This is a genomic window from Marisediminicola antarctica, from assembly GCF_009930795.1.
GTDB classification, from domain to species: domain Bacteria; phylum Actinomycetota; class Actinomycetes; order Actinomycetales; family Microbacteriaceae; genus Marisediminicola; species Marisediminicola antarctica.
Map to the genome: position 1 here is coordinate 2429992 of NZ_CP017146.1, position 25457 is coordinate 2455448.

A 25457-nucleotide genomic window follows, 5' to 3' on the forward strand; every position below is an offset into this window, starting at 1 on the left:
ACCCGCGCGAATAACGAAGGCCGGATGTCGTTCGGCGAGCATCTGATCGAGCTGCGCAAGCGACTGTTCAGGTCGGCCATCGGCATTCTGCTCGGCGGAATCTTCGGCTTCATCATCGCGCCTGCCGTGCTCGATGTGCTGCGCGACCCGATCCTCGAAATCGCCCGATCGCGCGCCGCGAGCCTCAACTACGACAGCATTACTGGCGCGTTCGACCTGCGGATGCAGATCGCGATCTACGTGGGTCTCGTCGTGTCGAGCCCGGTCTGGCTGTACCAGATATTCGCGTTCATCACCCCGGCGCTCACCCGCAAGGAGAAGCGGTACACCTTCGGGTTCTTCTTCTCGGCGGTGCCGCTGTTCCTCGCCGGGTGTGCAAGCGGCTTCTTCGTGTTCCCACACATCGTCGAGGTTCTTGCCGGCTTCGCACCGGAGGAGGACACCTCGATCTTCCTCGCGAAGTACTACGTCGACTTCGCTCTCAAGCTCGTCTTCGCCGTTGGCATCGCCTTCGTGCTCCCCGTCTTCGTGGTGCTGCTCAACTTCATGGGGGTCATCTCGGCCAAGGGCATCCTGAAGGGCTGGCGCGTCGCCATTCTGACGATCACGATCTTCTGCGCCCTCGCCACCCCGGCCGCCGACGTCTTCTCGATGTTCCTGCTCGCGATTCCCATGGTCATGCTGTACTTCGCCGCCGTCGGCGTGGCCTTCTGGCACGACCGCATTGCCGAGAAGCGCGCCGCCAAACTACTCACCGAAGGGTTGGGCAGCTCCCCAGCATGACCGACCAGCTATCGCCCGCCGAGCGTTTCGCCGCATCGAAGGCTCGACGGGGGCTCCCCCGCGTCGACGCGTTCCGTGCACAGCAGAAGTTCGACCTCGACCCCTTCCAACTGACGGCGTGCACCGCGCTCGAACGCGGCAACAGCGTGCTGGTCGCCGCCCCGACAGGCGCCGGCAAGACCATCGTTGCCGAGTTCGCCGTGTACCTTGCCATGCAGCAGCCACGCGCAAAGGTGTTCTACACCGCGCCGATGAAGGCGCTGAGCAACCAGAAGTTCCAGGAGTTCGTCGCCGAGTACGGTGCGAGCGAGGTGGGTCTGCTCACCGGCGACACCAACATCAACTCGGGTGCCCGCATCGTCGTCATGACGACCGAGGTTCTGCGCAACATGCTCTACGCCGACTCCGACCTGTTGCGCGACCTGTCGTTCGTCATCATGGACGAAGTGCACTACCTCGCCGACCGGTTCCGCGGGGCCGTGTGGGAGGAGGTCATCATCCACCTCCCTCAGCCGGTGCGGCTCGTGTCGCTCAGCGCCACCGTCTCCAACGCCGAGGAGTTCGGCGACTGGCTGCAGGCCGTCCGCGGGGAGACCGACGTCATCGTCTCGGAGGAACGCCCGGTTCCCCTCGACCAGCACATCCTCATGCGCACCAAGCTCATCGACCTGTTCGACTCCTCAGGACTTGCCGCGACCAACCGGGTGAATCCGGAGCTGGTGCAGATGGCGCGCTACGGCGGTCGCACGATCAGCTCCCGGCAGTCGCAGGACGTCGGACGCCGGCACTCGCGGGGTGGGCGCCCGGACGACACCCGGATGAACCGGCCCGCGGTGATCGACCTGCTCGAGAGCCGCAACCTGCTCCCCGCAATCTTCTTCATCTTCAGCCGGGTCGGCTGCGACCAGGCCGTTGCGCAGGTGCTGCGGGCCGGAGTGCGCCTAACTGAGCAGTGGGAGCGCGACGAGATCCGCTCGATCGTCGAGGAGCGCTGCCGCACCCTCCTCGACGAGGACCTCGCCGTGCTCGGCTACTGGGAGTGGCTCGAGGGCCTCGAGAGGGGGGTCGCGGCCCACCACGCGGGCATGCTTCCCGCCTTCAAGGAGGTCGTCGAGGAGCTGTACCGCCGCAAGCTCGTGCGGGTCGTCTTCGCGACCGAGACGCTCGCGCTCGGCATCAACATGCCCGCCCGCACCGTCGTGCTCGAAAAGCTCGAGAAGTTCAACGGCGAGGCCCGCGTGCCGATCACCCCGGGGGAGTACACCCAGCTGACCGGCCGGGCCGGCCGCCGCGGCATCGACGTCGAGGGGCACAGCGTCATCCAGTGGCAGGACGCCCTCGACCCGCAGGCCGTCGCCTCGCTCGCCTCCCGGCGCACCTACCCGCTCAACTCGAGCTTCCGGCCCACCTACAACATGGCCGTGAACCTGATCGAGCAGTTCGGGCGCGCCCGAACCCGCGAGGTCCTCGAGTCGTCATTCGCCCAGTTCCAGGCCGACCGCGCCGTTGTCGACCTCGCCCGCAAGGTGCGCACCCAGCGCGAGTCCCTCGACGGCTACGCCGAGGCCATGGCCTGCCACCTCGGCGACTTCACCGAGTACTCCGGCATCCGGCGCGAACTCACCGACCTCGAGCGCAAGGGCGACTCGCGAGCCGAGCTGCAGAACCGCAGTGCACGCGAGAAGCGGCAGCACCAGCTCACCTCACTGCGCAAGCGGCTCCGCCAGCACCCCTGCCACAGCTGCAACGATCGGGAGGCACACGCGCGTTGGGCCGAGAGATGGTGGCGGCTGAAGAAGCAGACCGACGACCTCACCCGCCAGATCCGCGCCCGCACGGGCGCCGTCGCCCGCGTCTTCGACCGCGTCACCGACGTGCTGATGATCCTCGGTTACCTCGAGCGGGACGACGGCGGCACTGTCAACCTCGCAGCCGGCGGCCGGATCCTGAAGCGGATCTACGGCGAGCGCGACCTCCTGATCGCTGAGTGCCTGCGGAAAGGGCTATGGAACGAGCTCGATCCCGCCGCACTCGCGGCGATGGCCGCCGCGCTCATCTACGAGCCCCGGCGCGACGAGGGGCAAGTCAGCGAGCGCTACCTGCCCAAGGGTGCCTTCCGGCCTGCGCTGGAGAACACGACGACGCTGTGGGCCACCCTCGACGACCTCGAGCGGGACAACAAGCTGCCCGGCAGCAACCCGCTCTCGAGCGGCCTGTCCCTCGCGATGAACCGGTGGGCGCAGGGCGCGAGCCTCGACTCGGTGCTCAGGGACACCGACCTCGCGGCGGGCGACTTCGTACGGCTCACCAAGCAGACGATCGACTTGCTCGACCAGCTGTCGATGGTCGCGGATGCCCCGGTCGGGCCGCGGGCGCGCAAGGCCCTCGAGCTCATCCGGCGCGGTATCGTGGCCTACAGCAGCGTCTGATCTCCGCACGGGCCCGTCGCCTACCGGCGTCGCCCACCGGCGTCGCCCAGCGGCGTCGCCCAGCGGCGTTCAGACAAGTCAATCTAGGCTGTACAGGATGATCACGCGCGCCGCTCCCTCTCGACCGCCGCGGCGGTCAGCGTCCGGCCGCGCCGCGCCGCTGTGGCTCGCCGTCGTGCTCGCCGCGTTCGGCGGCATGCTCAACGCGCTGGCGTTCCCCGGCATCGGCTGGTGGCCGCTCGTCTTCGTCGGCACGCCGCTCATCCTGTACTCCCTCGTCGGGCGCCGGGTCGGGCCGTCGCTGCTCGTCGGACTCGTCGGCGGACTGGTGTTCTGGGGCACCCACATCTTCTGGATCACCGTCTACCTCGGTGCGGCACCCTGGCTCGCGCTCGGCGGCCTGCAGTCGGTGTTCTTTGCGATCGGCTGCGCTCTGATCGCACTCGCCTGGCGTTTCGGCGACCGGGCGCTTCCCGGCCCGGTCGGCCAGCTGCTCGTGCTGCCGCTCCTCGTCGCTGGCCTGTGGACGCTGCGTGAGTTTGTCACGACGACGTGGCCCTACGGCGGATTCTCCTGGGGCCGACTCGCTTTCTCCCAGTCGGAGAGCCCCTTCGCCGAGCTCGCGGCCTGGGTCGGCGTCGCCGGTGTCTCGTTCCTCATCGCGTGGGTCAGCGCGCTCGTCGTGCAGGCCCAGCGGGTGCCGGCGGCGACTCTCGCGTCGAGCGCTGGCCCGCGCCGCATCCTGCGCTCGGTACTTCCGGTCGGCCTGCTGATCGCGATGCTCGCCGTGCCCGCCTTCCCCATCGCCGCCTCGGGCAGCCTGCGGGTCGCCGCGGTGCAGGGGGACTCGGATGCCGGGCTGTTCGCCGAGTACGAGCCCGGTCAGATTCTGCAAGACCACCTCTCCGCGACCGAACCCCTGTACGGCGAGGACATCGACCTGCTCGTCTGGCCGGAGAACGCGTCCGACCTCGACCCGCTGCGCTCACCGCGATCGTCCGCGGCGCTCGACCGCGTGACCGAGCAGGCGGGGGCGCCGCTCATCGTCGGCACCATCACCGCCGACGGTGACGACATCTACAACAGCCTGCTGCTCTGGCAGGAGGGCGGCGACCCCGCCGACCAGTACGACAAGCTGCACCCGGTGCCGTTTGCCGAGTACATTCCCGACCGGGACTTCTGGTTCCCGCTCGCGCCCGACCTGCTCTCGCTCATTCCCCGTGACTTCTCGATCGGCACGAGGGACAACCTGTTCGACATCGCCGGGGCAGCGACGGCGGGCGTGGCGATCTGCTTCGACATCGTCGACGACAACCTCGTGCGGCAGATGATCGCGGGCGGTGCCGACATCATCATCGCGCCGACCAACAACGCAGATTTCGGGCACACCGACGAGAGCGTGCAGCAGCTCGCGATCGCGCGACTGCGGGCCATCGAGACAGGCCGCAGTGTCGTGAACGCCTCGACTGTCGGAACCTCGGCGATCATCGCCCCCGACGGCAGCACACTCGAACGGCTGCCGACTTTCACCCCCGGCACGATGCTGCAGGATGTGCCGCTCAGCACCACGACGACCCCCGCCACTGTCCTTGGCCAGGGGATCGAGATCGCGGTCTCCGTGCTCGCCCTCCTCGGCCTGATCACCACCGGTCTTCTCGCTCGGACTCGGCGCGCCGGCGAGGGGACGACCCGTGGCTGACACCCTCATCGTGGTGCCCACCTACAACGAGATCGAGAATCTCGAGGGCATCCTCGGCCGCATCCGCCAGGCGGTCGGAAGCGCCCATGTTCTCGTTGTCGACGACTCCAGCCCTGACGGCACCGGCGAGCTCGCCGATCGCCTCGCCCTGTCCGACGGCGGCATTCGGGTGCTGCACCGAATCAGGCGCGAGGGCCTCGGGATGGCCTATCTCGCCGGATTCCAGAAGGCGATCGACGACGGCTACGACTTTGTTGTCGAGATCGACGCGGACGGGTCGCACAACCCCTCGTCGCTGCCGGCGATGATCGCCCTCGCACGCAACGGCGCCGACCTCGTCATCGGCTCCCGCTGGGTGCCCGGCGGCCGGGTGCTCAATTGGCCCTGGCTCCGTCAGGCGATCTCCCGCTCGGGAAACTCGTACTCGCGCCTCATGCTGGCGTCGCAAATTCACGACCTCACGTCGGGGTTCCGCGTGTTCCGCACGAGCGTTCTCACCCCCGAGCGTCTCTCCTCGGTGTCGTCGCAGGGCTATTGCTTCCAGGTCGAGCTCGCCTGGCGCCTTGAGCGCGGGGGAGCGACCGTCGTCGAGCATCCGATCACGTTCGTCGAACGCACCCACGGACGGTCAAAGATGCACACGGGCATCGTGGCGGAGGCCCTCGGGCGGGTCACGCTGTGGGGGCTCATGAGAAACGCCCCCCGTCGCGTTCGCGACGAGGGGCGTCTGCCCAGGTGATGAAGTTCAGGTGATCAGTCTCCGCTGATCAGGCTCCGACCTTCTGTCCCTTGCGGGCACGGAGGTAGCCGAGCCGTTCGTTGAGAAGCTCTTCGAGTTCGTCGCGAGTGCGGCGCTCGAGAAGCATGTCCCAGTGGGTGCGTGGCACCTTCTGGTCGGTCGCCTCGATGACGACAGGCTTGCCGTCGGCGGCGATGAGGATGCCCTCCTGACCTGATTTCGGCGATTGCCACATCTGGGGGATCTCCGCGTCTGCCGAGAAGGTGACCTCGAAGGTCATTCCGTCGGACATCTGGTATGTACTGGTGATCCGCGGGGAGAAGGTCACGCCTTCTTCACTCTGGAGACTCTGTGATCCGAGTCGCATTCCGCGCAAGCTACGATCTGCCATTGTGTGGCCCCTTTCTCGCGACACCCGTTAGTCTCGCGATACCTATTGTGTTAGCAACCCCGAGAATGGCCCAATCCATACCCGATCTCCCGTTTCCCAGTCTGTTCACAGCAAGTTACCGGGTTCTCGGGTAACGCGGAGGGAGTCAGCGCTGTGACCGCTCGAGCAGCACCTGCATGGCCAGATCGGCACGATCGGTCACGAGACCGTCGATTCCCAGGTCGAGCAACCTGTGCATGTCCGCAATGTCGTTGACAGTCCAGACGTGCACTTCGTGCACGGCCGAATGCAGCACCCGGATGATTCGCGGCGTGAGAATGCGGATGCCGCGCACCGACTCGGGGATCTGAACAGCGTGCACGTCGCGCAGCATCCACCTCGCCAGCGGCGCAGCACCCACCAGCGCCGCGGAGAAGGCGAGAACGAACTGTGTGCTCGATGCCGAGGTCGCGACTGAAGGCAGGAGCTTCACCGCGGCCCGACGGCGCGCCCCGCTGAACGAGGTGATGAGCACCCGCCCCGACGACCTCGTGGCCCGGACCGCGTCGACGGCGGCCTGCACGGCGTCGTCGGACTTGATGTCGATGTTGAATCGTGCGTCGGGGAAGGCGTCGATCGCCTCCGCGAGGCTCACGAACGACTGGCCCTCGCCGAGGTCGATCTCGGCGAGCTCGGCCATGGTGAGGTCGCCGATTCTCTCGGCACGCCCGGTCAGCCGGCTCAGGTCGGGGTCGTGGCTGATCACGGCCACCCGGTCGCTGCTCGCGTGCACGTCGGTTTCGATGTGGGTCACCCCGTGCGCGAGCGCCATGACGAAGGCGAGCATCGTGTTCTCGGGTGCGGCCGTCGCAAGCCCCCGATGGGCCAGCACCCTCGGGGCGGCGGGGGAGAGGTAGCCAGCGATCATCGGGCCCGGGAAGGGGGACGCGCGCACGTTAGGGGGCGGGCGGCGTCTGGTCCCGCTGCGCGCCGCCGAGGAATCCCTGGCCCACGGTCTTGAGCGCCTCGGTGAGTTCGGACGGGATTATCCACAGCTTGTTCGCGTCGCCCTCGGCGAGCTTGGGGAGGGTCTGCAGGTACTGGTAGGCGAGCAGCGGCGCGTCGGGGTTCCCGGCGTGAATCGCGCCGAACACAGTCGTGATCGCCTCGGCCTCGCCATTGGCGCGCAGCACGGCCGCCTGCGCCTCGCCCTCGGCGGAGAGGATGGATGCCTGCCTGGCGCCCTCGGCCTGCAGGATCGCGGCCTGCTTGGTGCCCTCGGCGGTGAGGATCGCGGCGCGCTTGTCACGCTCGGCGCGCATCTGCTTCTCCATCGAGTCCTGGATGGAGATGGGCGGGTCGATCGCCTTGAGCTCCACCCGGCCAACCCGGATGCCCCACTTGCCCGTCGCCTCGTCGAGCACGATCCGAAGCTGGCCATTGATGTTGTCGCGGCTCGTCAGGGCTTCCTCGAGGTTGAGACCGCCGACGACGTTGCGGAGGGTCGTCGTGGTGAGCTGCTCGACGGCGCCGAGGTAGTTGTTGATCTCGTAGGTCGCCGCCCGGGCATCCGTCACCTGGAAGTAGACGACCGTGTCGATCGAGACGACGAGATTGTCCTCGGTGATGACGGGCTGTGGCGGGAACGAGACCACCTGCTCACGCATGTCGAGGAGCGGCCTCACCCTGTCGATGAACGGCACGAGGATGTTGAGGCCGGGCAGGAGCGTCTTGTGGTACTTGCCGAGCCGTTCGACGACGCCGGCGTTTGCCTGCGGAATGATTCGGATCGCGCGGATGAGCGTGACGACCACGAACACCGCCACGACGATCAGCAGGGCGGCGATGAACAGCTGCGAGATGAATCCGGAGTCGAACATTATGGGGTGTTCCTTTCGGAGGGGATGACGACGGCAGTTGATCCCTCGATGGCGGTCACGGTGACCTTGTCTCCCGCCCCGAGGTCGAGATCGCGGGCGGAGTTGTCGAGCCGGGCCGTCCAGGTCTCGCCGTTGGCGAGCTTCACGAGGCCGCCGTTCTCGCCGACAGTCTCGAGCACCCTGCCGTTCAGGCCCAGCAGTGCCGCGACGTTGCTCGGCGTGAGGTCGGCGCCGCGGTTCATCACCCGGAGCAGAAGGGGGCGGATGGTCAGGATGAGCAGCACCGCGAGCGCGGCGGCCACAACAATCTGCAGCCACCACTCGGCGCCGAGCAGGTTGGCGGCGAGGCCGCCGAGGCTGCCCGCCGCCACCATCAAAAAGGTGAACTCAAGCGTCAGCAGCTCGATGATCACGCAGACCAAGATGAAGACGAGCCAAATGATCCACAGGTAGTCCCTCAGATCGACCATCGTCGGCACCTCCCGTATATGCGCTCGATCTTGAAACTACCATTAGCTCGCATCTGCGCGGCTGTCTCCATGATTGATAGTGTCTGATGCCGTGAACACCCCACTGAACCCCCTTGCTCCCGAATCCCTTTCCGGCGCCCGCGCTCTCGTCACCGGCTCGTCGCGCGGCATCGGGGCCGAGACCGTCGGCTACCTCGCGAAGGCCGGCGCCAAGGTCGTCGTCAACTACCGAAACAAGGAAGCTCGGGCGGGCAAGCTCGTCGCCGCGATCGAGGCATCCGGCGGCGAGGCGATCGCGATCGGCGCCGACCTCACCGACGAGGCGTCCGTGCGGGCACTGTTCGACACGGTCGCCCGCGAGTGGGGCGGACTCGACATTCTCGTCATGAACGCATCCGGCGGCATGGAGTCCGGCATGGCCGAGGACTACGCGATGCGCCTCAACCGCGACGCGCAGGTCAGCCTGCTGACAGCGGCACTCCCGCTGCTCGCCCCGGGCGCCCGCGTCGTGTTCGTCACGAGCCACCAGGCGCACTTCGTCGAGACCACCGAGACGATGCCGGAGTACCTGCCGGTCGCGCTCAGCAAGCGGGCAGGCGAAGATGCGCTCCGCGCGATGATTCCGGCGCTCACCGCAGCCGGGATCGGCTTCGTCGTCGTCTCCGGCGACATGATCGAGGGAACGATCACCGCGACGCTGCTCGAGCGGGCCAACCCCGGCGCGATCAGCGCACGGAAGGATGCCGCCGGCCGGCTGTACAACGTGGGCGAGTTCGCCGCTGAGGTCGCGCTTGCCGTCGTCGAGCCCGTGCCGGAGAACAACACGAGGTACGTCGGCGACGTCTCAGACTTCATCGGGGCCTGATCCGCGCGGAGAGGTCCGTACGATGGCAGGGATGATAGCCAACGATGTGTCGCTTCTCACCGCCGTGTCCCGCCCGACCCTGCACCTGGACGGCTCGCGGGCGGTCGTCGCGGTCTCGCACCCCGACCTGGACGCCGACGCCTACGTCGGCCAGCTGTGGACGGTGCCGCTGGCGACCGGTGCCGCGCCGACACGGCTCACCCGCGGCCGGCTCGACAGCGCCCCGCGATTCTCACCCGATGGGCGACTGCTCGCCTTCGTGCGCGACACCGGCGACGGGCCGGCCCAGCTGCACGTCGTCTCGTCCGCCGGCGGTGAGAGTGTGCGGGTGACCGACCAGAAGCTCGGCATCGGGTCGTACCGGTGGTCTCCGAACTCTGCCCGCCTCGCCTTCACCGCGCGCGTTCCGGAGCACGGCCGCTACGGCACGGTCGACGACCTCGCCGCGGCCGCCGAGCCGCCGCGCCGCTTCACGACCCTCCGCTACCGCTCGAACGGCGTCGGCTACACGACGGACCGGCACACGCACGTCTTCATCGTCGACGTTCCCGACCCGACCGCGGAACCGGCATACCCCGTAGCGCCGTCCGCCGAAGCCCCGGCCCCCGCCCCGGAGGCGGGCTGTCCCAGCGTGCGCCAGCTCACGAGCGGACCGTTCGACCACGGGCCTCTCGCGTTCTCGCCCGACGGCAACACGATCGCGGTCGTCGCGGCGCGGCACGATTCCCGCGACGATGACCTCGCCACTGACGTCTTCGCGCTCGCGCTGGGGGAGGATGCCGGCGCACCGCAGCAGCTGACCGATTCCGGCGTCGCTCTCGGCATCGGGGCGATCGAGTGGGCGCCGGACGGAACCGTGTATGTCCTGGCGACCGAGCTCGGCGCGAGCCGGAGGGATTTCGTGGGCCGCGGCGCCTCGCTCTGGGCGCTCGGCGGAGCCGGCCTCCCCGCCCGCCGGCTCACCGACCCGGCCATTCACGACCTCGGCGAGGTCGACAGCCACATCACGGTCACCGACGGGGGAGTGATCGTGCAGAACCGTGCCCGCGGGCGGGTCGAGCTGCTGCGCATCGGCAGTGATGGACCAGCCAGCGTTGCCGTGGCCGGGGACATCGCGGTGACGGGTCACGACGCGGTCGGCGGCACGATCATCGCGAGCTTCACTTCGCCGCGAAGCGAGGGCGAGTTGGGGGTCGTGGAAGACGGGCGGATGCGCCAGCTCACCGACTTCTCGGCCGCGCTCGCGCAGCGCGGCATCGTCCAGGCCGTCGAGTTCACGCTTGCGGCCCGCGATGGCCACACCGTGCACGGCTGGGTGCTCGAACCCGAGGGCGACGGGCCGCACCCGGTGCTGCTCAACATCCACGGCGGTCCGTTCGCGCAGTACGGCGTGTCATTCTTCGACGAGGCGCAGGTCTACGTCGCGGCCGGGTATGCCGTCGTGCTGTGCAACCCACGCGGCGCAGCGGGGTACGGCGAGAAGCACGCACGGGCAATCCGCCGGCGGATGGGCACCGTCGACCTCACCGACGTGCTCGACTTTCTCGATGGGGCGATCGCGCGCAGACCACTGCTCGATGGCACCCGCGTCGGCATCATGGGTGGCTCCTACGGTGGATATCTCACGGCGTGGGCCACCGCCCACGACCACCGGTTCGCCGCAGCGATCGTCGAGCGAGGCTATCTCGACCCCGAGCAATTCGTGGGCACCTCCGATATCGGAAGCTTCTTTACCGACGAGTACGCGGGAACCGACCCGGAGCTGCTGGCCGCGCAGAGCCCGCAGGCCGTCGTCAATCGCGTCTCGACGCCAACGCTCGTCGTGCACTCCGCGGACGACCTGCGCTGCCCGCTCGCGCAGGGGGAGCGGTACTACGCCGCCCTGTCCCGCAACGGCGTGCCGACCGAGCTCCTCGTCTTTCCGGGCGAGAACCACGAGCTGACCCGCTCCGGCCGGCCGCGGCACCGGGTGCAGCGCTTCACGGCGATCCTCGACTGGTGGGCGCGTTACCTTCCCACCGACCGCAACCACATCGCGCTGGACGAGGAGTGAGGCCATGACCCTGCGCCACCGACTCACCTCCCGCATCCTCGTCCTCGACGACGACGATCGGGTGCTGATGTTCCTGACCAAGGGGTCCGTGCCCGCCCAGGTGACGCGTTGGATCACACCCGGCGGCGGCGTCGACCCGGGGGAGTCCCACCACGACGCCGCCTGCCGCGAGTTGTTCGAGGAGACCGGACGGGTCGTCGACGACCTCGGCGAGCCGATCTTCACGCTCGACTTCGAGGTGGACTATGTCGGGGGAGACCACGACACCGGCCACGCGGAGTACTACCTGCTGCACAGCGACACCTTCACCCCGTCGAGCGACAACTGGACGGCCGAGGAGCATGTCGACGTGCTCGAGCACCACTGGTGGAGCATCGACGAGCTCCGGCAGAGCACGGACCCGATCGACCCGGTCAACCTCGCCGACCTCGTCGCCCGTCAGGCTTCATTCAGAAAACTCCCAGAAAAGGACAGACGTGACCACTGAGATCCAGGCGCTGATCGCCAGCATCGAGGCGCAGGAGCGAACGCTCGTCTTCCACGGGTTCAGCAACGACGACGCCTGGGCGCTCGGCTCGATCCTCGTCGAGCTCGCCCGGGAGCGAGCGCTCGCCGTGACGGTCGACATCACGCGTGGCGAGCAGCAGCTGTTCCACGCGGCCCTGCCGGGCACCTCGGCGCACAATGACGCGTGGATCACCAGGAAGACGCGCACCGTGCGCGAATTCGGCGTCAGCTCGCTGCTCGCCGGCCAGCGCGCGAAACTCGGCGGACACTCGTTCGAGGAGGCACCATGGATCGACCCGCTGCGCTACGCCGGGCACGGCGGGAGCTTTCCGATCACCGTCGCCGGAGTCGGCGTCGTCGGCACAGTCACCGTCTCGGGGCTGCCACAGCTCGACGACCACGCGCTGGCGGTCGAGGCGGTCACTGCGTTCCTCGGCGGCGCGTGACACGACCTGTCCACCGCGGGATCCAGCCCCGACCGGACCCGCCTGGCCCCTCTCGACACGCGCTGATAATGCACATTATGTCAAGTAAAGAGTTTTCTTGGCGCGCCAAATGAAAATCAGCCTGCGATCGTAAGCCCCCCTGCCGGTCGGCAGCTGGGGCCAGTAGATTCTGCGCATGACCCAGACACAGTGGCGCGAATGGACGACGGTGCCGCTCACGATCGCCGCGATCGGCTTTGTTGCCGCCTACGCATGGCGCGTGGTCGCCGACCTCGACCCGCTATCTCCGGATCCCCCGATTCCGGAGGGCCGCCCCACCCTCGACGGCGTTCCTCGGAGTAGAGCTCGTTCCGGAAAAACGACTCCGGACACGACGACGGCGCCGTGGTACGGCGCGCTACGCCTCGCCGAATCCCGATTCGATGAGGCCGACGAGCGCATCGAGCGCTACCTGAGCATCGGGGCCCTCGGCCGTCAGCGTGATTTCGCTTCCGACGCCGAGACCCAGCGACATGATGCGCAGGAGGCTCTTCGCGTCGACGCCGTTGACGGTCACTGCCGCCTCGAAGTCGCTCGCGCGCTTGACGAAATCCGCGGCCGGCCTGGCGTGCAGCCCATCCTTGTTCACGAGGGTCGTGCGTGCCGTCAGCACCTCCGCAAGCGTGGCCGACTCGCCCGACGCGACCGGGGCGGCTGGCTCCGGCTGGCCCTGGCGGTTGGCCGACTCGGCTGCGGTGACCACAGCAGCGAGATTCCCACCGGTCTCGGCCGCGACGGCCGCGGCGACGGCACCCTCGACGACCGGCGCGTCGGCGATCACGACCCGCTCACGCTGGTCGTCATCGAGAAAATCGAGGGCCGTCTCCGCGGTCAGGATCGCCGATCCGAGGTCGCAGAGCAGCACCACCCCGCCGCCGTCGTCGGCTTCGGCGATGGCCCGCGCGATTTTCTCGAAGCTCGTGCCGAGCCCCCCGTCGTCGAGACCGCCCGCCGGGAGAACCCTGGTCGTCGGCGCCATCTGCCCGGCGAGCTCGCCGATCCCGACCGCGATCTTGTCGCTGTGCGACACGATGACGAGCCCGACGCTCATCCGTCGGCCACGTCCGCCGCGGCCCGCAACAGGAGCGCGCTGGACTGCGCTCCCGGGTCGCGGTGCCCGATAGCACGCTCACCGAGGTAGCTCGCGCGGCCCTTGCGTGCGATCAGCGGCTCGGTCGCCACCGCGCCATTCTCGGCCGCCTCCGCCGCGGCCAGCAGGATCGCCAGCTCGGTCTTTCCAGCCGCATGTGCCTCGGTCGCAGCATCCACCGCCGGGGTCCACGCGTCGATCATCGTCTTTTCGCCCACCTCGGCCTTCCCTCGCAGGACGATGCCGTCGCGCGCCGCTGTGTAGAGGGCGACGATCGCCTCGCCGTCCAGCTCATCGCGGCCGGCGACGGCGCCGGCGGCCTTGAGGTAGGCGGTGCCGTAGAGCGGACCGGCGGCACCGCCGACGGTCGAGATGAGGGTCATCGCAACGAGCTTGAAGACATCGGCGGGCGTGCCATCGGAGAGGTCGTCGAGTTTGGGCATGACCGCGGTGAAGCCCCTGTTCATGTTCTCGCCGTGGTCACCGTCACCGATGGGCCGGTCGAGGGCCGTCAGCTCCATCCTGTTCTCGGCGATGACCCGGACGCTCTCGATGACCCACGCCCTGGCCCACTCGCTCGTCAATCCCATCCGGTTTCTACCGTCCCCAGCGAAGCGCGGAGGTGTGCACCGGGGCGTCCCAGAGCTCGGTGAGCTCGTCATCGAGCTTCAGCAGGGTGATCGAGAAGCCCTGCATCTCGAGCGAGGTGACGTAGTTGCCTACGAGAGTGCGGGTCACCTCGATGCCCTGCTCGGCCAGCGACTCGGCCGCACGCCGGAAGGCGATGTAGAGCTCGACGAGCGGCGTGCCTCCCATGCCGTTGACGAGAAGCAGTACGCGGTCGCCGGAGGCGAAGGGGATGTCCTCGACGATGTGGCCCAGGACGCGGTCGACGATGCTGTCGGCCGGCTCGAGCTTGATGCGCTCCCGGCCGGGCTCCCCGTGGATGCCGATGCCGATCTCGATCTCATCGTCGGCGAGCTCGAAGCTCGGCTCGCCCGCGTGCGGCACGATGCACGGGGAGAGGGCGACGCCCATCGAGCGCATCTGGGCGTTCACCTTCTCGGCGATCGACGCGACGGCCTCGAGGTCATCGCCGCGCTGCGCCGCGGCGCCCGCGATTTTCTCGACCAGCACCGTGCCGGCGACGCCTCGGCGGCCGGCGGTGTACAGGGAGTCCTTGACGGCGACGTCATCGTTGATGACGACGCTGCGCACGCTGATGCCATCGGCCTCCGCGAGCTCGGCAGCAGTTTCGAAGTTCAGCACGTCGCCGGTGTAGTTCTTCACGATGTGCAGCACCCCCGCTCCCCCGTCGACGGCCTTCGTGGCCGCGAGGATCGGATCGGGCGTCGGTGAAGTGAACACGGGACCGGGAACCGCCGCGTCAAGCATCCCGAATCCGACGAAGCCGCCGTGCAGGGGCTCGTGCCCGCTTCCTCCCCCGCTGACGAGGGCGACCTTGCCAGAGACCGGCGCGTCGTTGCGCACGATGTAGTTCGGGTCGTAGGACACGGAGAGGATGTCGGCGTGGGCCGCTGCCACCCCGGCGATGGCCTCGTTCACCACGTGTTGCGGGTCGTTGATGAGCTTCTTCACTGAATTTCCCTTCAAACCGTTAGGGGGAACCCGGCGCACTGAGGCACGCTCGGAATGAGACGTTCCGGCACAACTTACTACTAGGACGGCCTCCGGCGACAGATCCCCCCGTAAAGGAAAAATTTCCCGACCTGAGCGGCAGTCACGGGTTATCGTATTCTCAACCACCGTCGGTTGCCCTAAAGGGATCGTTGCCGCGGTGCTCTCTAGGGAAGGGCAACATGGACAACCTCGGCATCGTTTTTCTCTCCGAAGTCATCGGCACCGGAATGCTTGTGCTCCTCGGCTGTGGCGTCGTCGCCAACGTCGCACTTGCGAAGAACAAGGGATTCAACGGCGGATTCCTGATGGTCACCTTCGGCTGGGGCTTCGCGGTCTTCGCCGGTGTGATCGTCGCGTATAACTCCGGCGCACACATCAACCCCGCGGTCACGCTCGGCCTCGTCGCGAATGGCGCGACCGAGTTCGGCGCGGGAGTGCCGGTCAACGTGATTTCCGTATTGACCTACATCGGCGGCCAGCTCCTCGGTGCCATCATCGGTGCGATCATCTGCTGGATCGCGTACAAGCAGCACTTCGATGACGAGCCGGAGGCGGCCAACAAGCTCGGCGTGTTCTCGACCGGCCCCGCGATCCGTTCCTACGGCTGGAACCTCGCGACCGAGATCATCGGCACCTTCGTGCTCGTGTTCGTCGTGATCGGCTTCGGCCGGCAGGGCGAGACCGGCGGTCTCGCCGCCCTCGGCGCCCTGCCTGTGGCCCTGCTCGTCGTCGGCATCGGCGCCTCCCTCGGTGGGCCGACCGGCTACGCCATCAACCCGGCCCGTGACCTGGGGCCCCGCATCGCGCACTTCATCCTGCCGATCAAGGGCAAGGGGTCGAGCGACTGGGCCTACTCCTGGGTGCCGATCGTTGGACCCATCATCGGCGGGGTGCTCGCGGGCTTCGCGGCCATTCCGCTCCTCCCGATCCTCACCTGACTCCGATCCAGGGCTGGTCCGCTATCGCGGGCCAGCCCTGGATCGCTGCCGTTCGCCCGATCACCACTCAGTGACCATCACCGCTCAATGACCATCACCACTCAATGAGGAGACACAACCCATGACCGAATACGTCCTTTCGATCGACCAGGGAACGACCAGCACCCGATCGATCATCTTCGACAAGGCGGGGTCCATCGTTGCGACCGGCCAGCTCGAGCACGAGCAGATCTTCCCGAAGGCGGGCTGGGTCGAACACGACCCGATGGAGATCTGGAACAACACGCGCGAGGTCATCGGGCAGGCGCTGTCGAAGGCGAACCTGACCCGTCACGACATTGCGTCGGTCGGTATCACGAACCAGCGCGAGACCGCGGTGGTGTGGGACAAGAACACCGGAAAGCCGGTCTACAACGCGATCGTCTGGCAGGACACCCGCACCCAGAGCATCGTGGACCGCCTCGCGGCCGATGGCGGCGTCGAGCGATTCAAGGCCCAGGTCGGCCTGCCGCTGGCGACCTATTTCTCCGGAACGAAGATCGTCTGGATCCTCGAGAACGTCGAGGGAGCCCGCGAGAAGGCGGATGCCGGCGAGCTGCTGTTCGGCACGACCGACAGCTGGGTGCTGTGGAACCTGACCGGGGGCACCGACGGCGGCGTCCACGCGACCGACGTCACCAACGCGAGCCGCACGATGTTCATGGATCTGGAGACGCTGCAGTGGGATGCCGACATCCTCGCCGTCTTCGACGTCCCCGCGTCGATGCTGCCGGAGATCCGCTCCTCGTCCGAGGTGTATGGCACCGTGCACACCTCGAGCCTGTTGCGGGAGGTTCCCGTTGCGGGGATCCTGGGCGACCAGCAGGCGGCGACGTTCGGGCAGGCGGCGTTCGACACGGGCGAGTCGAAGAACACCTACGGCACGGGCAACTTCCTGATCTTCAACACCGGTGAGGAGATCGTGCACTCCAAGAACGGTCTGCTGACCACGGTCGGCTACAAGCTCGGCGATGCCCCGGCACACTACGCACTCGAGGGCGCGATCGCGGTGACCGGGTCGCTGATCCAGTGGCTGCGGGACAACCTCGGGCTGATCAAGTCCGCCGACGAGGTCGAAGCGCTCGCGAACACCGTCGACGACAACGGCGGCGCGTACTTCGTGCCCGCGTTCTCCGGCCTGTTCGCACCGTACTGGCGGCCGGACGCCCGCGGCGCCCTGGTCGGACTGACCCGGTTCGTGAACAAGGGCCACATCGCCCGGGCCGCCCTGGAGGCGACCGCGTTCCAGACCCGCGAGGTGCTGGATGCCGTCAACGCCGACTCCGGCGTCGACTGCGTCGAACTCAAGGTCGACGGCGGCATGACCGTCAACAACACGCTCATGCAGTTCCAGGCCGACATCCTCGGCGTCCCGGTGGTGCGCCCCGTCGTCGCGGAAACCACCGCCCTCGGCGCCGCCTACGCCGCGGGCCTTGCGGTCGGGTTCTGGTCGAACCTGGACGAGCTGCGCCAGAACTGGCAGGAAGACTCCCGCTGGACCCCCAACATGGAAGACTCCGAACGCGACCGCCAGATGCGCAACTGGAAGAAGGCCGTCACCAAGACCTTCGACTGGGTCGACGACGACGTCAACTAACCCACACCCCTGCTGGTTGAGCAGGCCGCTTCGGCCGTGTCGAAAGCCCAGTTTCGACACGGCCGCTGCGCGGCCTGATCTAGCATGGTCCCGTGCCTCACTACCCCGTGTACGACGCCATCATCGTCGCCGGGGGGCGCGCGACCCGCCTCGGCGGCATCGACAAGACCTCGCTCGAATTCGAGGGGGTGCCGCTCATTCGCTGTGCGCTCGACGCAGTGGAGACGGCGGCACGGATCTGCGTCGTCGGCGGCGACGCACTCCGCCTGCCGGCGAGGGCGGAGCGGGCGAGGGAATCCCCGCCGTGGGGAGGGCCTGCCGCGGCGATCGCGGCCGGGATCGCGGCCCTGGTCGACAGCACCTCCCCCTTGACCGCCGTCACCGCGGGCGATCTGCCGCACGTCGGCGCGGCGATGCCCGCTCTCCTCGCCGCATCCGCCGAGCTGCCGGACAAGGTCGATGGGGTTCTCGCGGTCGACGGGTCCGGGCGACGCCAACCCTTGCTCGCGATCTACCGCACCGCGGCGCTCCGCCGCGCCGTCGCCGGGCTGCCGTCTGCGGAGAACCTCCCGGTGCGCCGCCTCCTCGAGACGCTGACCCTGCGTGAGCTGGCACTCCCCGATGAGTGGTGCGCCGACATCGACACCCCGGAGGACGCCGCCGGGCTGGGCATCGTGATTCCTCCGCGCTCCCCCGCTGGTTAGGCTGGAACAGGGGCCGAACGGCTGCCACGAACCAATCCGGTCGGCGTCGACGAAGTCGGCAGGCCTCGATTCCCAGGGAGCGCCACGTGCCCACCGACGACAGCTCGACCAGTCCAGCCACCAGAGAGTCGACCCTCGACAGTTGGTTCGCCCATCTCAGCGCCGAGCTCGGGATCGACCTCGACATCGACCTGAACCTCCTGCTCGACGTCGCGAGGGACGCCGCCCACGGCGTGGCCCGCCCGGCTGCCCCACTCACCACCTTCCTCGTCGGCTACGCCGCCGCCCGTGCCGGCGGCTCCCCCGACGATGTGCACCGCATCTCCGAGATCGCCGCCCGGCTCGCGGTCGAGCATGGCGCAAACCGCGACGGCGCTCAGTGACGCCTGAATCGACTGGCTCGTGAGCGACGGGCACTCCGCTGCGATCAGCTGGTCCGACGCCCGGCGGCTCGCTCACGAGACCGGCCGCGCGCGGTCCGGCGGAGTCGAGCTCGTGCCGATCGCGGATGCCACCGGTCGCACGCTGGCGGGTGATCTCACCGCTCTCGCTCCGCTACCCGGCTACGCCTCGTCGGCCATGGACGGCTGGGTCGTCGCTGGCGACGCACCCTGGCGGCTGGGCGCTCCGATCCTCGCGGGCGATCGACCCGCGTCGGCTCCGCTCGCCGCGGGGACCGCGCGGGCGATCACCACGGGTGGCCCCATCCCCCACGGCAGCCGCGGCGTGCTCCGATCCGAAAACGGCACGACGCGCGACGGGATGCTCCTGCGCGCCGCATCCGTCCGCCCCGACGAGCCGCGCGCTGGCGAGCACGTTCGCCACATCGGCGAGGAGATAGCCGAGGGCGAACCACTGCTGCCATCCGGAGTCATCCTCACCCCGCCGCGCGTCGCCCTCGCGGCCGTCGCCGGCTACGACTCCCTGCCGGTTCGTGAGGTTCCCGCGGCCGACGTCGTGCTGCTGGGCAGCGAGGTGATCGGCTCGGGAATCCCCGCGCCCGGCCTCGTGCGCGACGCGTACTCGCCCCACTTCCCGGCGCTGCTCGCCGGGATGGGCGTGCGGGTGCGGGAGCTGCGGCACCTGTCCGACGACCTCGCCGCGACCACCGGAGCTCTTCGGGCGAGCTCGGCCAGCCTCGTTCTGAGCACCGGCGGCACCGCGGGAAGCGCCGCCGACCACGTGCGTGGGGCGCTCCGCGAGCTCGGGGCGGCCCTCGTCATCGACGGCGTCGCGATGCGGCCCGGGCATCCGGTCATGCTCGCCCTGCTGCCGGGCGACCGCCCGATGCTCTGCCTGCCCGGAAACCCGCTCGCCGCGATGCTGACCCTCGCGAGCATCGGGCTGCCGCTCGTCGACGGCCTGCTCGGGCGCCCACTCGCGGCACTCGGCACCGTGCAGCTCGCCGACGAGGTAAAGAACGAGAGCGGCCAGACGCGGCTCGTGACGTTCACCCTCCACGCCGACGGAGCCGCACCAACCTCCCGCCAGGGCTCCGGCATGCTCCGCGGGCTCGCCGCCTCCGACGGTGTCGCGGTGATCCCGCCCGGCGGCGCACCCGCCGGGTCGCGGGCCGAGACGGTGCCACTCCCCTGGTAGCGACCGTGATCACGCGCGGCTAGCGCATCGACGTGTAGTCGCGCCTACACTCCACGCTCGGTCGCCGCGATCCACGCGTCGAGCTTGGTGATGGCCGCGCCCGAGTCGATCGCCTGCGCCGCCGTCACGAGCGCGGAACGGAAGCGGTCGAGCAGGGGCAGCTGCGCCTGCTGGTGGTCTGTCGCGAGCGAGAACGAGACGATTCCGGCGGCAGCATTGAGCAGCACGATGTCGCGAACCGGGCCGGTCTCGCCCGCGAGGGTCGCACGTGCGATCGCCGCGTTGTGCGCGGCATCTCCCCCGACGAGATCGGCCATTTTCGACCGCCGGATGCCGAGGTCGAGCGGGTCGAGGTCGTGCTCGGTCACCGCCCCCCGAGAGACCTCCCAGATGTGACTATGACCGGTCGTCGTGAGCTCGTCTAGTCCGTCGTCGCCGCGGAAGACCAGGGCCGTCGCACCGCGCGTCTGGAACACACCGACGATGAGGGGCACCTTCTCGGCATTGGCCACCCCCACCGCGGATGCCTCGGGCCGCGCCGGGTTGCACAGGGGGCCCAGAAAGTTGAAGACCGTGGGTATCCCGAGCTCGCGGCGTGTGGGGCCGGCGTGCCGGAACCCGGGGTGGAAGAGCGCGGCGAACGCGAACGTGATGCCGGTCTCGCCGAGCACCTCCGCGACACGCGCGGGCGACAGGTCGAGGTTGAGTCCGAGAGCGCCGAGCACATCGGAGGATCCGGATTCCGAACTGGCGGCCCGATTGCCGTGCTTGACCACCGGGATCCCGGAGGCCGCGGCCACGACGGAGGCCATGGTCGACACGTTCACCGTGCCGAATCGATCTCCGCCGGTACCGACAATGTCGAGGGCCATCGGGTCGACCTCGAGGGGAACCGCGTTGGCGAGGATGGCGTCCCGGAAGCCGACGACCTCGTCGACGGTCTCCCCCTTGGCCCTCAGTGCGACAAGAAAAGCCGCGAGCGTCGCGGGCGACGCGGCACCCCCCATCACTTCCTGCATGGCCCATGAGGCTTCGCTGATAGACAGATGCTCGCCCTCTAGGAGAGCACTGAGCAAAGCGGGCCACGTGGTCTCGGAAAGCATGACTGCGATCCTAGCTTTTCCCTGCGACTGTCCAGCGGAATGACAAAAGCGTCCCTCGATATCGGACATAATGGGGACGTGTCCACAACTTCTCTCTCTCGCTCTGTCGGGGCTCCAGTCGTCAATCGCCCCAGCGTTGTCGCGGTGGGCACAATCGTCTGGCTCGGCAGCGAAGTCATGTTCTTCGCCGGCCTGTTCGCGATCTATTTCACCCTTCGTTCCACAGCGCCGGCGCTGTGGGAATCGGAGGCGGGACTTCTCAACATCCCGTTCTCACTCACCAACACGATCATTCTGGTGCTGTCCTCAGTGACCTGCCAGTTCGGTGTCTTCGCCGCCGAACGCCTGCAGCCCAGGGCCACCGGCTGGAAGATCTCCCAGTGGGGAATGGTCGAGTGGTTCTTCCTCACCTACGCCATGGGGGCCGTGTTCGTGAGCGGCCAGATCTACGAGTACGCGGTGCTTGTGAGTGAGGGCATGACCATCAGCGCGAACTCCTACGGCTCCGCGTTTTACATCACAACCGGCTTCCACGGCGCTCACGTGATCGGAGGGCTCATCGCCTTCCTGATCGTGATCGGCACCGCGTTCAGCGTAAAGAACTTCGGTCACCGGGAAGCGACTCGCGCGATCGTCGTCTCCTACTACTGGCACTTCGTCGACGTCGTCTGGATCGGGCTCTTCCTGGTCATCTACGTACTCAAATAGGATCGGGAACCCGCACAGCATGCGCACACTCTCCTCGCAAGCACGAGGCACCTCGAACGGCCGCAAGTCGGGCCGACGCCATCCCCTCGCGACAGTCTCTCTCATCCTCGTCGGGCTCCTGACGACCGGTGGGGCCTACGCGATGTTCAGCTCGACCGCCTCGGCGGAAACGAACACCGCGGTGACGCAGACCATGGTCGACGAAGGCCAGAAGCTCTTCGCCGCCAACTGCGCCACCTGCCACGGCCTCAGCGCCGCCGGTACCGAAGCGGGACCGAGCCTCTACGGCGTCGGCGCCGCATCCGTGCACTTCCAGGTCGGCACCGGCCGCATGCCCCTCGCGGCAAGCGGTCCCCAGGGCCAGAAGAAGCCGCCGCAGTTCACCGAGGAGCAGACCCTCGCGATGGCGGCCTATGTGGCCTCGCTCGCACCGGGACCCGAGATCCCCGAGGAGCGCTGGCTCCAGGCCGACGGCGACGCCACACTGGGTGCCGAGCTGTTCCGCGTGAACTGCGCAATGTGCCACAACGTCGCTGGCGCCGGCGGAGCGCTCACAGAGGGCAAGTACGCCCCCGCCTTGGGCGGCGTGCAACCTGTGCACGTTTACGAGGCCATGGTCACCGGCCCGCAGAACATGCCGGTGTTCAGCGACCTCAACCTGTCTCCTCAGGAAAAGGCCGACATCATCACATATCTTCAGTATCTCGAGAACAATCCGTCTCCGGGCGGTGCAGACCTCGGAAGTCTCGGCCCCGTTTCTGAAGGTCTCTTCATCTGGATCTTCGGCCTCGGCGCCCTGGTCGGCGTCACGATCTGGATCGCGTCGAAGGCCAACTAGGCCTTTCCGCCCCCCGCAACTCAACACCTACAGCGCAGCAATCGAAGGGGAAGACCATGGCACAGCACGACACCGGCGAGAAATCCGCCGCTGCCGGCTCGGCTGTCGACAGGATCGAATCGAGCCGTGTCTCTCCAGGCACGGCCGTCGAGCTCTCCGACGCCTTCGTCAACCCCGGCCTGCCACCGCATCGCCCGCGGGTCACCGACCTGAACCCGAAGAAGGCAAAACAGGCCGAACGCCGTGTCTACACCCTCTTCTACGTGTCGATCATCGGAAGCGTCGCAGCGGTTGCCGCGTACGCTGCGATCCCGCTCGTGCCCGGCGACAATGCGACTCTCCGCCTCAGCACAGCCCTCCTCGGGCTCGGCATCGCGCTCGGGCTGCTCGGCATCGGAATCGGGGCGGTCTACTGGGCGAAGACCCTCATGAAGGCCGAAGAGATGGTGGAGATGCGCCACCCCACCCGTGGGTCGGATGACACACGCGAGCGCGCTGTCGAAATCTTCCAGCTCGGCAACGAGGAGTCCGGTTTCGGACGACGCACCCTCATCCGCAACAGCCTCATTGGTGCTCTCATCGCGACGCCGATCCCGGCGATCGTGCTGTTCCGCGACCTCGGCCCGGCCGGCTCCCCTGCGGAAGCGCTCATGACCACCATGTGGGAAACGGGCATGCGGCTCACCCAGGACCCCACGGGCGCGGCCATCAGGGCGTCCGACGTCACTCTGGGCTCCGTCTTCCACGTCATCCCTGACGGCCTTCTCGACAAGGAGCACAAGCTCGAGGAGAAGGCGAAGGCGGCGGTGCTGCTCATCCGTCTCAAGCCGGAAGACATCAACGAGCTTCCCGAACGCGCTGGCTGGTCCTATGACGGAATTGTCGCGTACTCGAAGATCTGCACACACGTCGGCTGCCCCGTGGCGCTGTACGAGCAGCAGACGCACCACCTGCTCTGCCCCTGCCACCAGTCGACCTTCGACGTGACCAACCACTGTGAGGTCATTTTCGGGCCCGCTTCACGGCCCCTCCCGCAACTCCCCATCTCCGTCGATTCCGACGGCTACCTGATCGCCCAGTCGGACTTTCTCGAGCCAATCGGTCCTAGCTTTTGGGAACGCTCATGAGCGCCACAGACACAGCATCCGCACCCGCCGACACCACAGCCGCGTCGACTGTTTCGCCCTCGCGCGGCCAGCGCTTCACGAATGCGTCGGCCAACTACATCGACGAGCGCACGAGCGTGTCCGGTCTGGTCAAGGAACTCGGCCGCAAGGTATTCCCCGACCACTGGTCGTTCATGCTGGGCGAGATCGCGCTTTACAGCTTCGTCGTCATCCTCCTCTCTGGCACGTTCCTCACCTTCTTCTACGACCCGTCGATGACCGAGGTCGAGTACGAAGGCTCCTACGTGCCGCTCAAGGGCCTCGAGATGTCGGCGGCGATGGCATCCAGCCTCGACATCTCCTTCGACATCCGCGGCGGGCTGCTCATGCGCCAGGTGCACCACTGGGCCGCGCTGCTGTTCATTGCCGCCATCGGCCTGCACATGCTTCGTGTCTTCTTCACCGGCGCGTTCCGCAAGCCCCGCGAGCTCAACTGGTTCATCGGCTTCGTGCTGTTCATCCTCGCGATGGCAGAGGGCTTCACGGGCTACTCGCTCCCTGACGACCTGCTGTCCGGCAACGGGCTGCGGATCATCGACGGCATGGTCAAGGCGATCCCGCTGATCGGGACCTGGATCTCCTGGCTCTTGTTCGGTGGAGAGTTCCCCGGTACCGAAGTCATCCCTCGCCTGTTCGTGCTGCACATCCTGCTGCTGCCAGCGATCCTTGTTGTGGCACTCGGTGCCCACTTGTTGCTGATGGTCATCAACAAGCACACCCACTACGCCGGTCCCGGTCGCACGAACGACAACGTCGTTGGCGTCCCTGTCATGCCGATCTTCGCCGCGAAGGCCGGTGGGTTCTTCTTCATCGTCTTCGGCGTGATCATGCTGCTCGGTGCGTTCATCCAGATCAACCCGATCTGGGCTTACGGCCCCTACGACCCCTCTCCGGTGTCGGCGGGAACCCAGCCGGACTGGTACATCGGTTTCGCCGACGGCGCGTTGCGGCTCATGCCGGGCTGGGATGTCGTTCTCCTCGGCTACACCTATCCACTCGGTGTGCTGGTGCCCCTCGCGGTCCTTCCGATCTTCCTCGGGCTCGTCGCGTTCTACCCCTTCATTGAGGCCTGGATCACCGGCGACAAGCGTGAGCACCACATCGCCGAGCGTCCGCGCAACGCGCCGGCTCGCACCGCCATCGGCGCGGCAGGCGTCACGTTCTACGCGGTCCTCTGGGCCGCCGCGAGCTCCGACCTCATCGCGACCCACTTCCTCGTCACGATCGAGGGAACGATCATCACTCTGCGTTGGCTACTGGTGATCGGGCCGGTACTGGCCTACTTCCTGACCAAGCGCATCTGCCTCGGTCTTCAGAAGAAGGACCGCGAGATCGCTCTGCACGGGTACGAGTCCGGACGCATCGTACGCCTTCCGGGCGGCGAGTACATCGAGGTGCACGAGCAGCTCGACGACTACGAGCGTTGGAAGCTCGTCAGCTACCTCGACTACGAGCCGCTCATGGTTCGCCCCAATGACAAGGGACGCATCTCGGTGGCGCAGCGCGCCCGTGCCGGACTCTCGTCCTGGTTCTTCGAAGACCGCATTGCACCGGCCACGACCACCGAGCTCGAACGCGAGTCCGCGTCGCACTAGGCAGCACCTGCACTGGAAACGGCGCTCGGACTTCGGTCCGGGCGCCGTTTCTGTGTGTGCCGTTTCTGTGTGCCGTCGCAGGGGTGTGTGCCCGTTTGTGGCAACCGCGCCCAGCCGGCCGGGCGCGGTTGCCACAAACGGGCGCAAATACCGCGGGAC

Annotated in this window: 25 protein-coding genes; 17 read left to right on the plus strand and 8 right to left on the minus strand. The window is 67.8% G+C overall.

Going from position 1 to position 25457, the window contains the following annotated elements:
• The first annotated feature begins 24 nt into the window (after positions 1-24).
• The 4 genes from tatC to BHD05_RS11425 all read left to right on the plus strand — a co-directional run bounded on the left by tatC (position 25) and on the right by BHD05_RS11425 (position 5650).
• A complete protein-coding gene (tatC, locus tag BHD05_RS11410; RefSeq protein WP_161886540.1) occupies positions 25-783 on the plus strand; it encodes a twin-arginine translocase subunit TatC in 759 nt (252 codons plus the stop codon).
• A complete protein-coding gene (locus BHD05_RS11415; RefSeq protein ID WP_161886541.1) occupies positions 780-3212 on the plus strand; it encodes a DEAD/DEAH box helicase in 2433 nt (810 codons plus the stop codon). The genes tatC and BHD05_RS11415 overlap by 4 nt, the downstream gene beginning before the upstream one ends.
• 97 nt (positions 3213-3309) lie before the next feature.
• Positions 3310-4911, plus strand: a complete 1602-nt coding sequence (lnt, locus tag BHD05_RS11420; protein ID WP_161886542.1) for an apolipoprotein N-acyltransferase — start codon at positions 3310-3312, stop codon at positions 4909-4911.
• The gene (locus BHD05_RS11425) at positions 4904-5650 is read left to right on the plus strand and encodes a polyprenol monophosphomannose synthase (protein ID WP_161886543.1); all 747 of its coding nucleotides are present in this window, start codon (positions 4904-4906) and stop codon (positions 5648-5650) included. The genes lnt and BHD05_RS11425 overlap by 8 nt, the downstream gene beginning before the upstream one ends.
• A gap of 28 nt (positions 5651-5678) precedes the next feature.
• On the opposite strand, the gene BHD05_RS11430 is transcribed toward BHD05_RS11425, so the two are convergent.
• The 4 genes from BHD05_RS11430 to BHD05_RS11445 form a co-directional block, all read right to left on the minus strand.
• Positions 5679-6041, minus strand: coding sequence for an RNA polymerase-binding protein RbpA (locus tag BHD05_RS11430; protein WP_161886544.1), 363 nt, complete (start codon positions 6039-6041; stop codon positions 5679-5681).
• A gap of 145 nt (positions 6042-6186) precedes the next feature.
• A complete protein-coding gene (locus BHD05_RS11435; RefSeq protein WP_161886545.1) occupies positions 6187-6948 on the minus strand; it encodes a glycerophosphodiester phosphodiesterase family protein in 762 nt (253 codons plus the stop codon).
• 28 nt (positions 6949-6976) lie between these two features.
• On the minus strand, positions 6977-7900 hold the full coding sequence (locus BHD05_RS11440; RefSeq protein WP_161886546.1) for an SPFH domain-containing protein: 924 nt from the start codon (positions 7898-7900) through the stop codon (positions 6977-6979).
• Positions 7900-8370 (minus strand): NfeD family protein, encoded by a 471-nt coding sequence (locus tag BHD05_RS11445; protein WP_161886547.1) that lies wholly within the window; start codon positions 8368-8370, stop codon positions 7900-7902. Before BHD05_RS11445 ends, BHD05_RS11440 begins: the two co-directional genes overlap by 1 nt.
• A gap of 91 nt (positions 8371-8461) precedes the next feature.
• Here BHD05_RS11445 and BHD05_RS11450 point away from each other — a divergent pair, with 91 nt between their 5' ends.
• The 4 genes from BHD05_RS11450 to BHD05_RS11465 are packed head-to-tail and all read left to right on the plus strand — an operon-like array spanning position 8462 to position 12241.
• Positions 8462-9235 carry an SDR family oxidoreductase gene (locus BHD05_RS11450; protein ID WP_161886548.1) on the plus strand — a complete coding sequence of 258 codons (774 nt, stop codon included), beginning with the start codon at positions 8462-8464 and terminating at the stop codon, positions 9233-9235.
• 31 nt (positions 9236-9266) lie between these two features.
• Positions 9267-11288, plus strand: a complete 2022-nt coding sequence (locus tag BHD05_RS11455) for a S9 family peptidase (protein ID WP_161886549.1) — start codon at positions 9267-9269, stop codon at positions 11286-11288.
• Between the two features lie 4 nt (positions 11289-11292).
• Positions 11293-11775, plus strand: a complete 483-nt coding sequence (locus tag BHD05_RS11460) for an NUDIX hydrolase (RefSeq protein ID WP_161886550.1) — start codon at positions 11293-11295, stop codon at positions 11773-11775.
• On the plus strand, positions 11765-12241 hold the full coding sequence (locus BHD05_RS11465) for a heme-degrading domain-containing protein (RefSeq protein WP_202614391.1): 477 nt from the start codon (positions 11765-11767) through the stop codon (positions 12239-12241). Before BHD05_RS11460 ends, BHD05_RS11465 begins: the two co-directional genes overlap by 11 nt.
• Positions 12242-12638: 397 nt before the next feature.
• Here BHD05_RS11465 and dhaM read toward each other — a convergent pair whose 3' ends face one another.
• From dhaM to dhaK, 3 genes are read right to left on the minus strand one after another with little or no spacing between them, the layout of a single operon-like run.
• Positions 12639-13331 carry a dihydroxyacetone kinase phosphoryl donor subunit DhaM gene (gene dhaM, locus BHD05_RS11470; protein ID WP_161886552.1) on the minus strand — a complete coding sequence of 231 codons (693 nt, stop codon included), beginning with the start codon at positions 13329-13331 and terminating at the stop codon, positions 12639-12641.
• Entirely contained in the window at positions 13328-13960 is a 633-nt protein-coding gene (gene dhaL / locus BHD05_RS11475; RefSeq protein ID WP_161886553.1) for a dihydroxyacetone kinase subunit DhaL, read from the minus strand. The genes dhaM and dhaL overlap by 4 nt, the downstream gene beginning before the upstream one ends.
• Before the next feature lie 7 nt (positions 13961-13967).
• Positions 13968-14969: a dihydroxyacetone kinase subunit DhaK gene (gene dhaK / locus BHD05_RS11480; protein ID WP_161886554.1), complete on the minus strand. Its 1002-nt coding sequence runs from the start codon at positions 14967-14969 to the stop codon at positions 13968-13970.
• A gap of 221 nt (positions 14970-15190) precedes the next feature.
• Between dhaK and BHD05_RS11485 the strand changes: the two genes are divergently transcribed.
• The 5 genes from BHD05_RS11485 to BHD05_RS11505 all read left to right on the plus strand — a co-directional run bounded on the left by BHD05_RS11485 (position 15191) and on the right by BHD05_RS11505 (position 19888).
• Positions 15191-15949: an MIP/aquaporin family protein gene (locus BHD05_RS11485; protein WP_161886555.1), complete on the plus strand. Its 759-nt coding sequence runs from the start codon at positions 15191-15193 to the stop codon at positions 15947-15949.
• A gap of 121 nt (positions 15950-16070) precedes the next feature.
• On the plus strand, positions 16071-17585 hold the full coding sequence (gene glpK / locus BHD05_RS11490) for a glycerol kinase GlpK (RefSeq protein ID WP_161886556.1): 1515 nt from the start codon (positions 16071-16073) through the stop codon (positions 17583-17585).
• A gap of 92 nt (positions 17586-17677) precedes the next feature.
• A complete protein-coding gene (gene mobA, locus BHD05_RS11495; protein ID WP_161886557.1) occupies positions 17678-18289 on the plus strand; it encodes a molybdenum cofactor guanylyltransferase in 612 nt (203 codons plus the stop codon).
• Positions 18290-18375: 86 nt separating this feature from the next.
• On the plus strand, positions 18376-18672 hold the full coding sequence (locus BHD05_RS15775) for a DUF6457 domain-containing protein (protein WP_202614204.1): 297 nt from the start codon (positions 18376-18378) through the stop codon (positions 18670-18672).
• Positions 18673-18691: 19 nt separating this feature from the next.
• The gene (locus BHD05_RS11505) at positions 18692-19888 is read left to right on the plus strand and encodes a molybdopterin molybdotransferase MoeA (protein WP_161886558.1); all 1197 of its coding nucleotides are present in this window, start codon (positions 18692-18694) and stop codon (positions 19886-19888) included.
• Positions 19889-19932: 44 nt separating this feature from the next.
• Here BHD05_RS11505 and trpD read toward each other — a convergent pair whose 3' ends face one another.
• Complete coding sequence (gene trpD / locus BHD05_RS11510) at positions 19933-20991, minus strand: anthranilate phosphoribosyltransferase (protein WP_161886559.1); 1059 nt, start codon at positions 20989-20991, stop codon at positions 19933-19935.
• A gap of 39 nt (positions 20992-21030) precedes the next feature.
• Here trpD and ctaE point away from each other — a divergent pair, with 39 nt between their 5' ends.
• Genes ctaE through qcrB form a run of 4 tightly spaced genes read left to right on the plus strand, consistent with a single transcriptional unit; the run spans position 21031 to position 25298 of the window.
• Complete coding sequence (gene ctaE, locus BHD05_RS11515) at positions 21031-21699, plus strand: aa3-type cytochrome oxidase subunit III (protein WP_161886560.1); 669 nt, start codon at positions 21031-21033, stop codon at positions 21697-21699.
• 19 nt (positions 21700-21718) lie between these two features.
• Positions 21719-22537: a cytochrome bc1 complex diheme cytochrome c subunit gene (gene qcrC / locus BHD05_RS11520; RefSeq protein ID WP_161886561.1), complete on the plus strand. Its 819-nt coding sequence runs from the start codon at positions 21719-21721 to the stop codon at positions 22535-22537.
• A gap of 56 nt (positions 22538-22593) precedes the next feature.
• On the plus strand, positions 22594-23664 hold the full coding sequence (gene qcrA / locus BHD05_RS11525; protein WP_161886562.1) for a cytochrome bc1 complex Rieske iron-sulfur subunit: 1071 nt from the start codon (positions 22594-22596) through the stop codon (positions 23662-23664).
• A complete protein-coding gene (gene qcrB, locus BHD05_RS11530) occupies positions 23661-25298 on the plus strand; it encodes a cytochrome bc1 complex cytochrome b subunit (RefSeq protein WP_161886563.1) in 1638 nt (545 codons plus the stop codon). Before qcrA ends, qcrB begins: the two co-directional genes overlap by 4 nt.
• Positions 25299-25457: the final 159 nt, after the last annotated feature.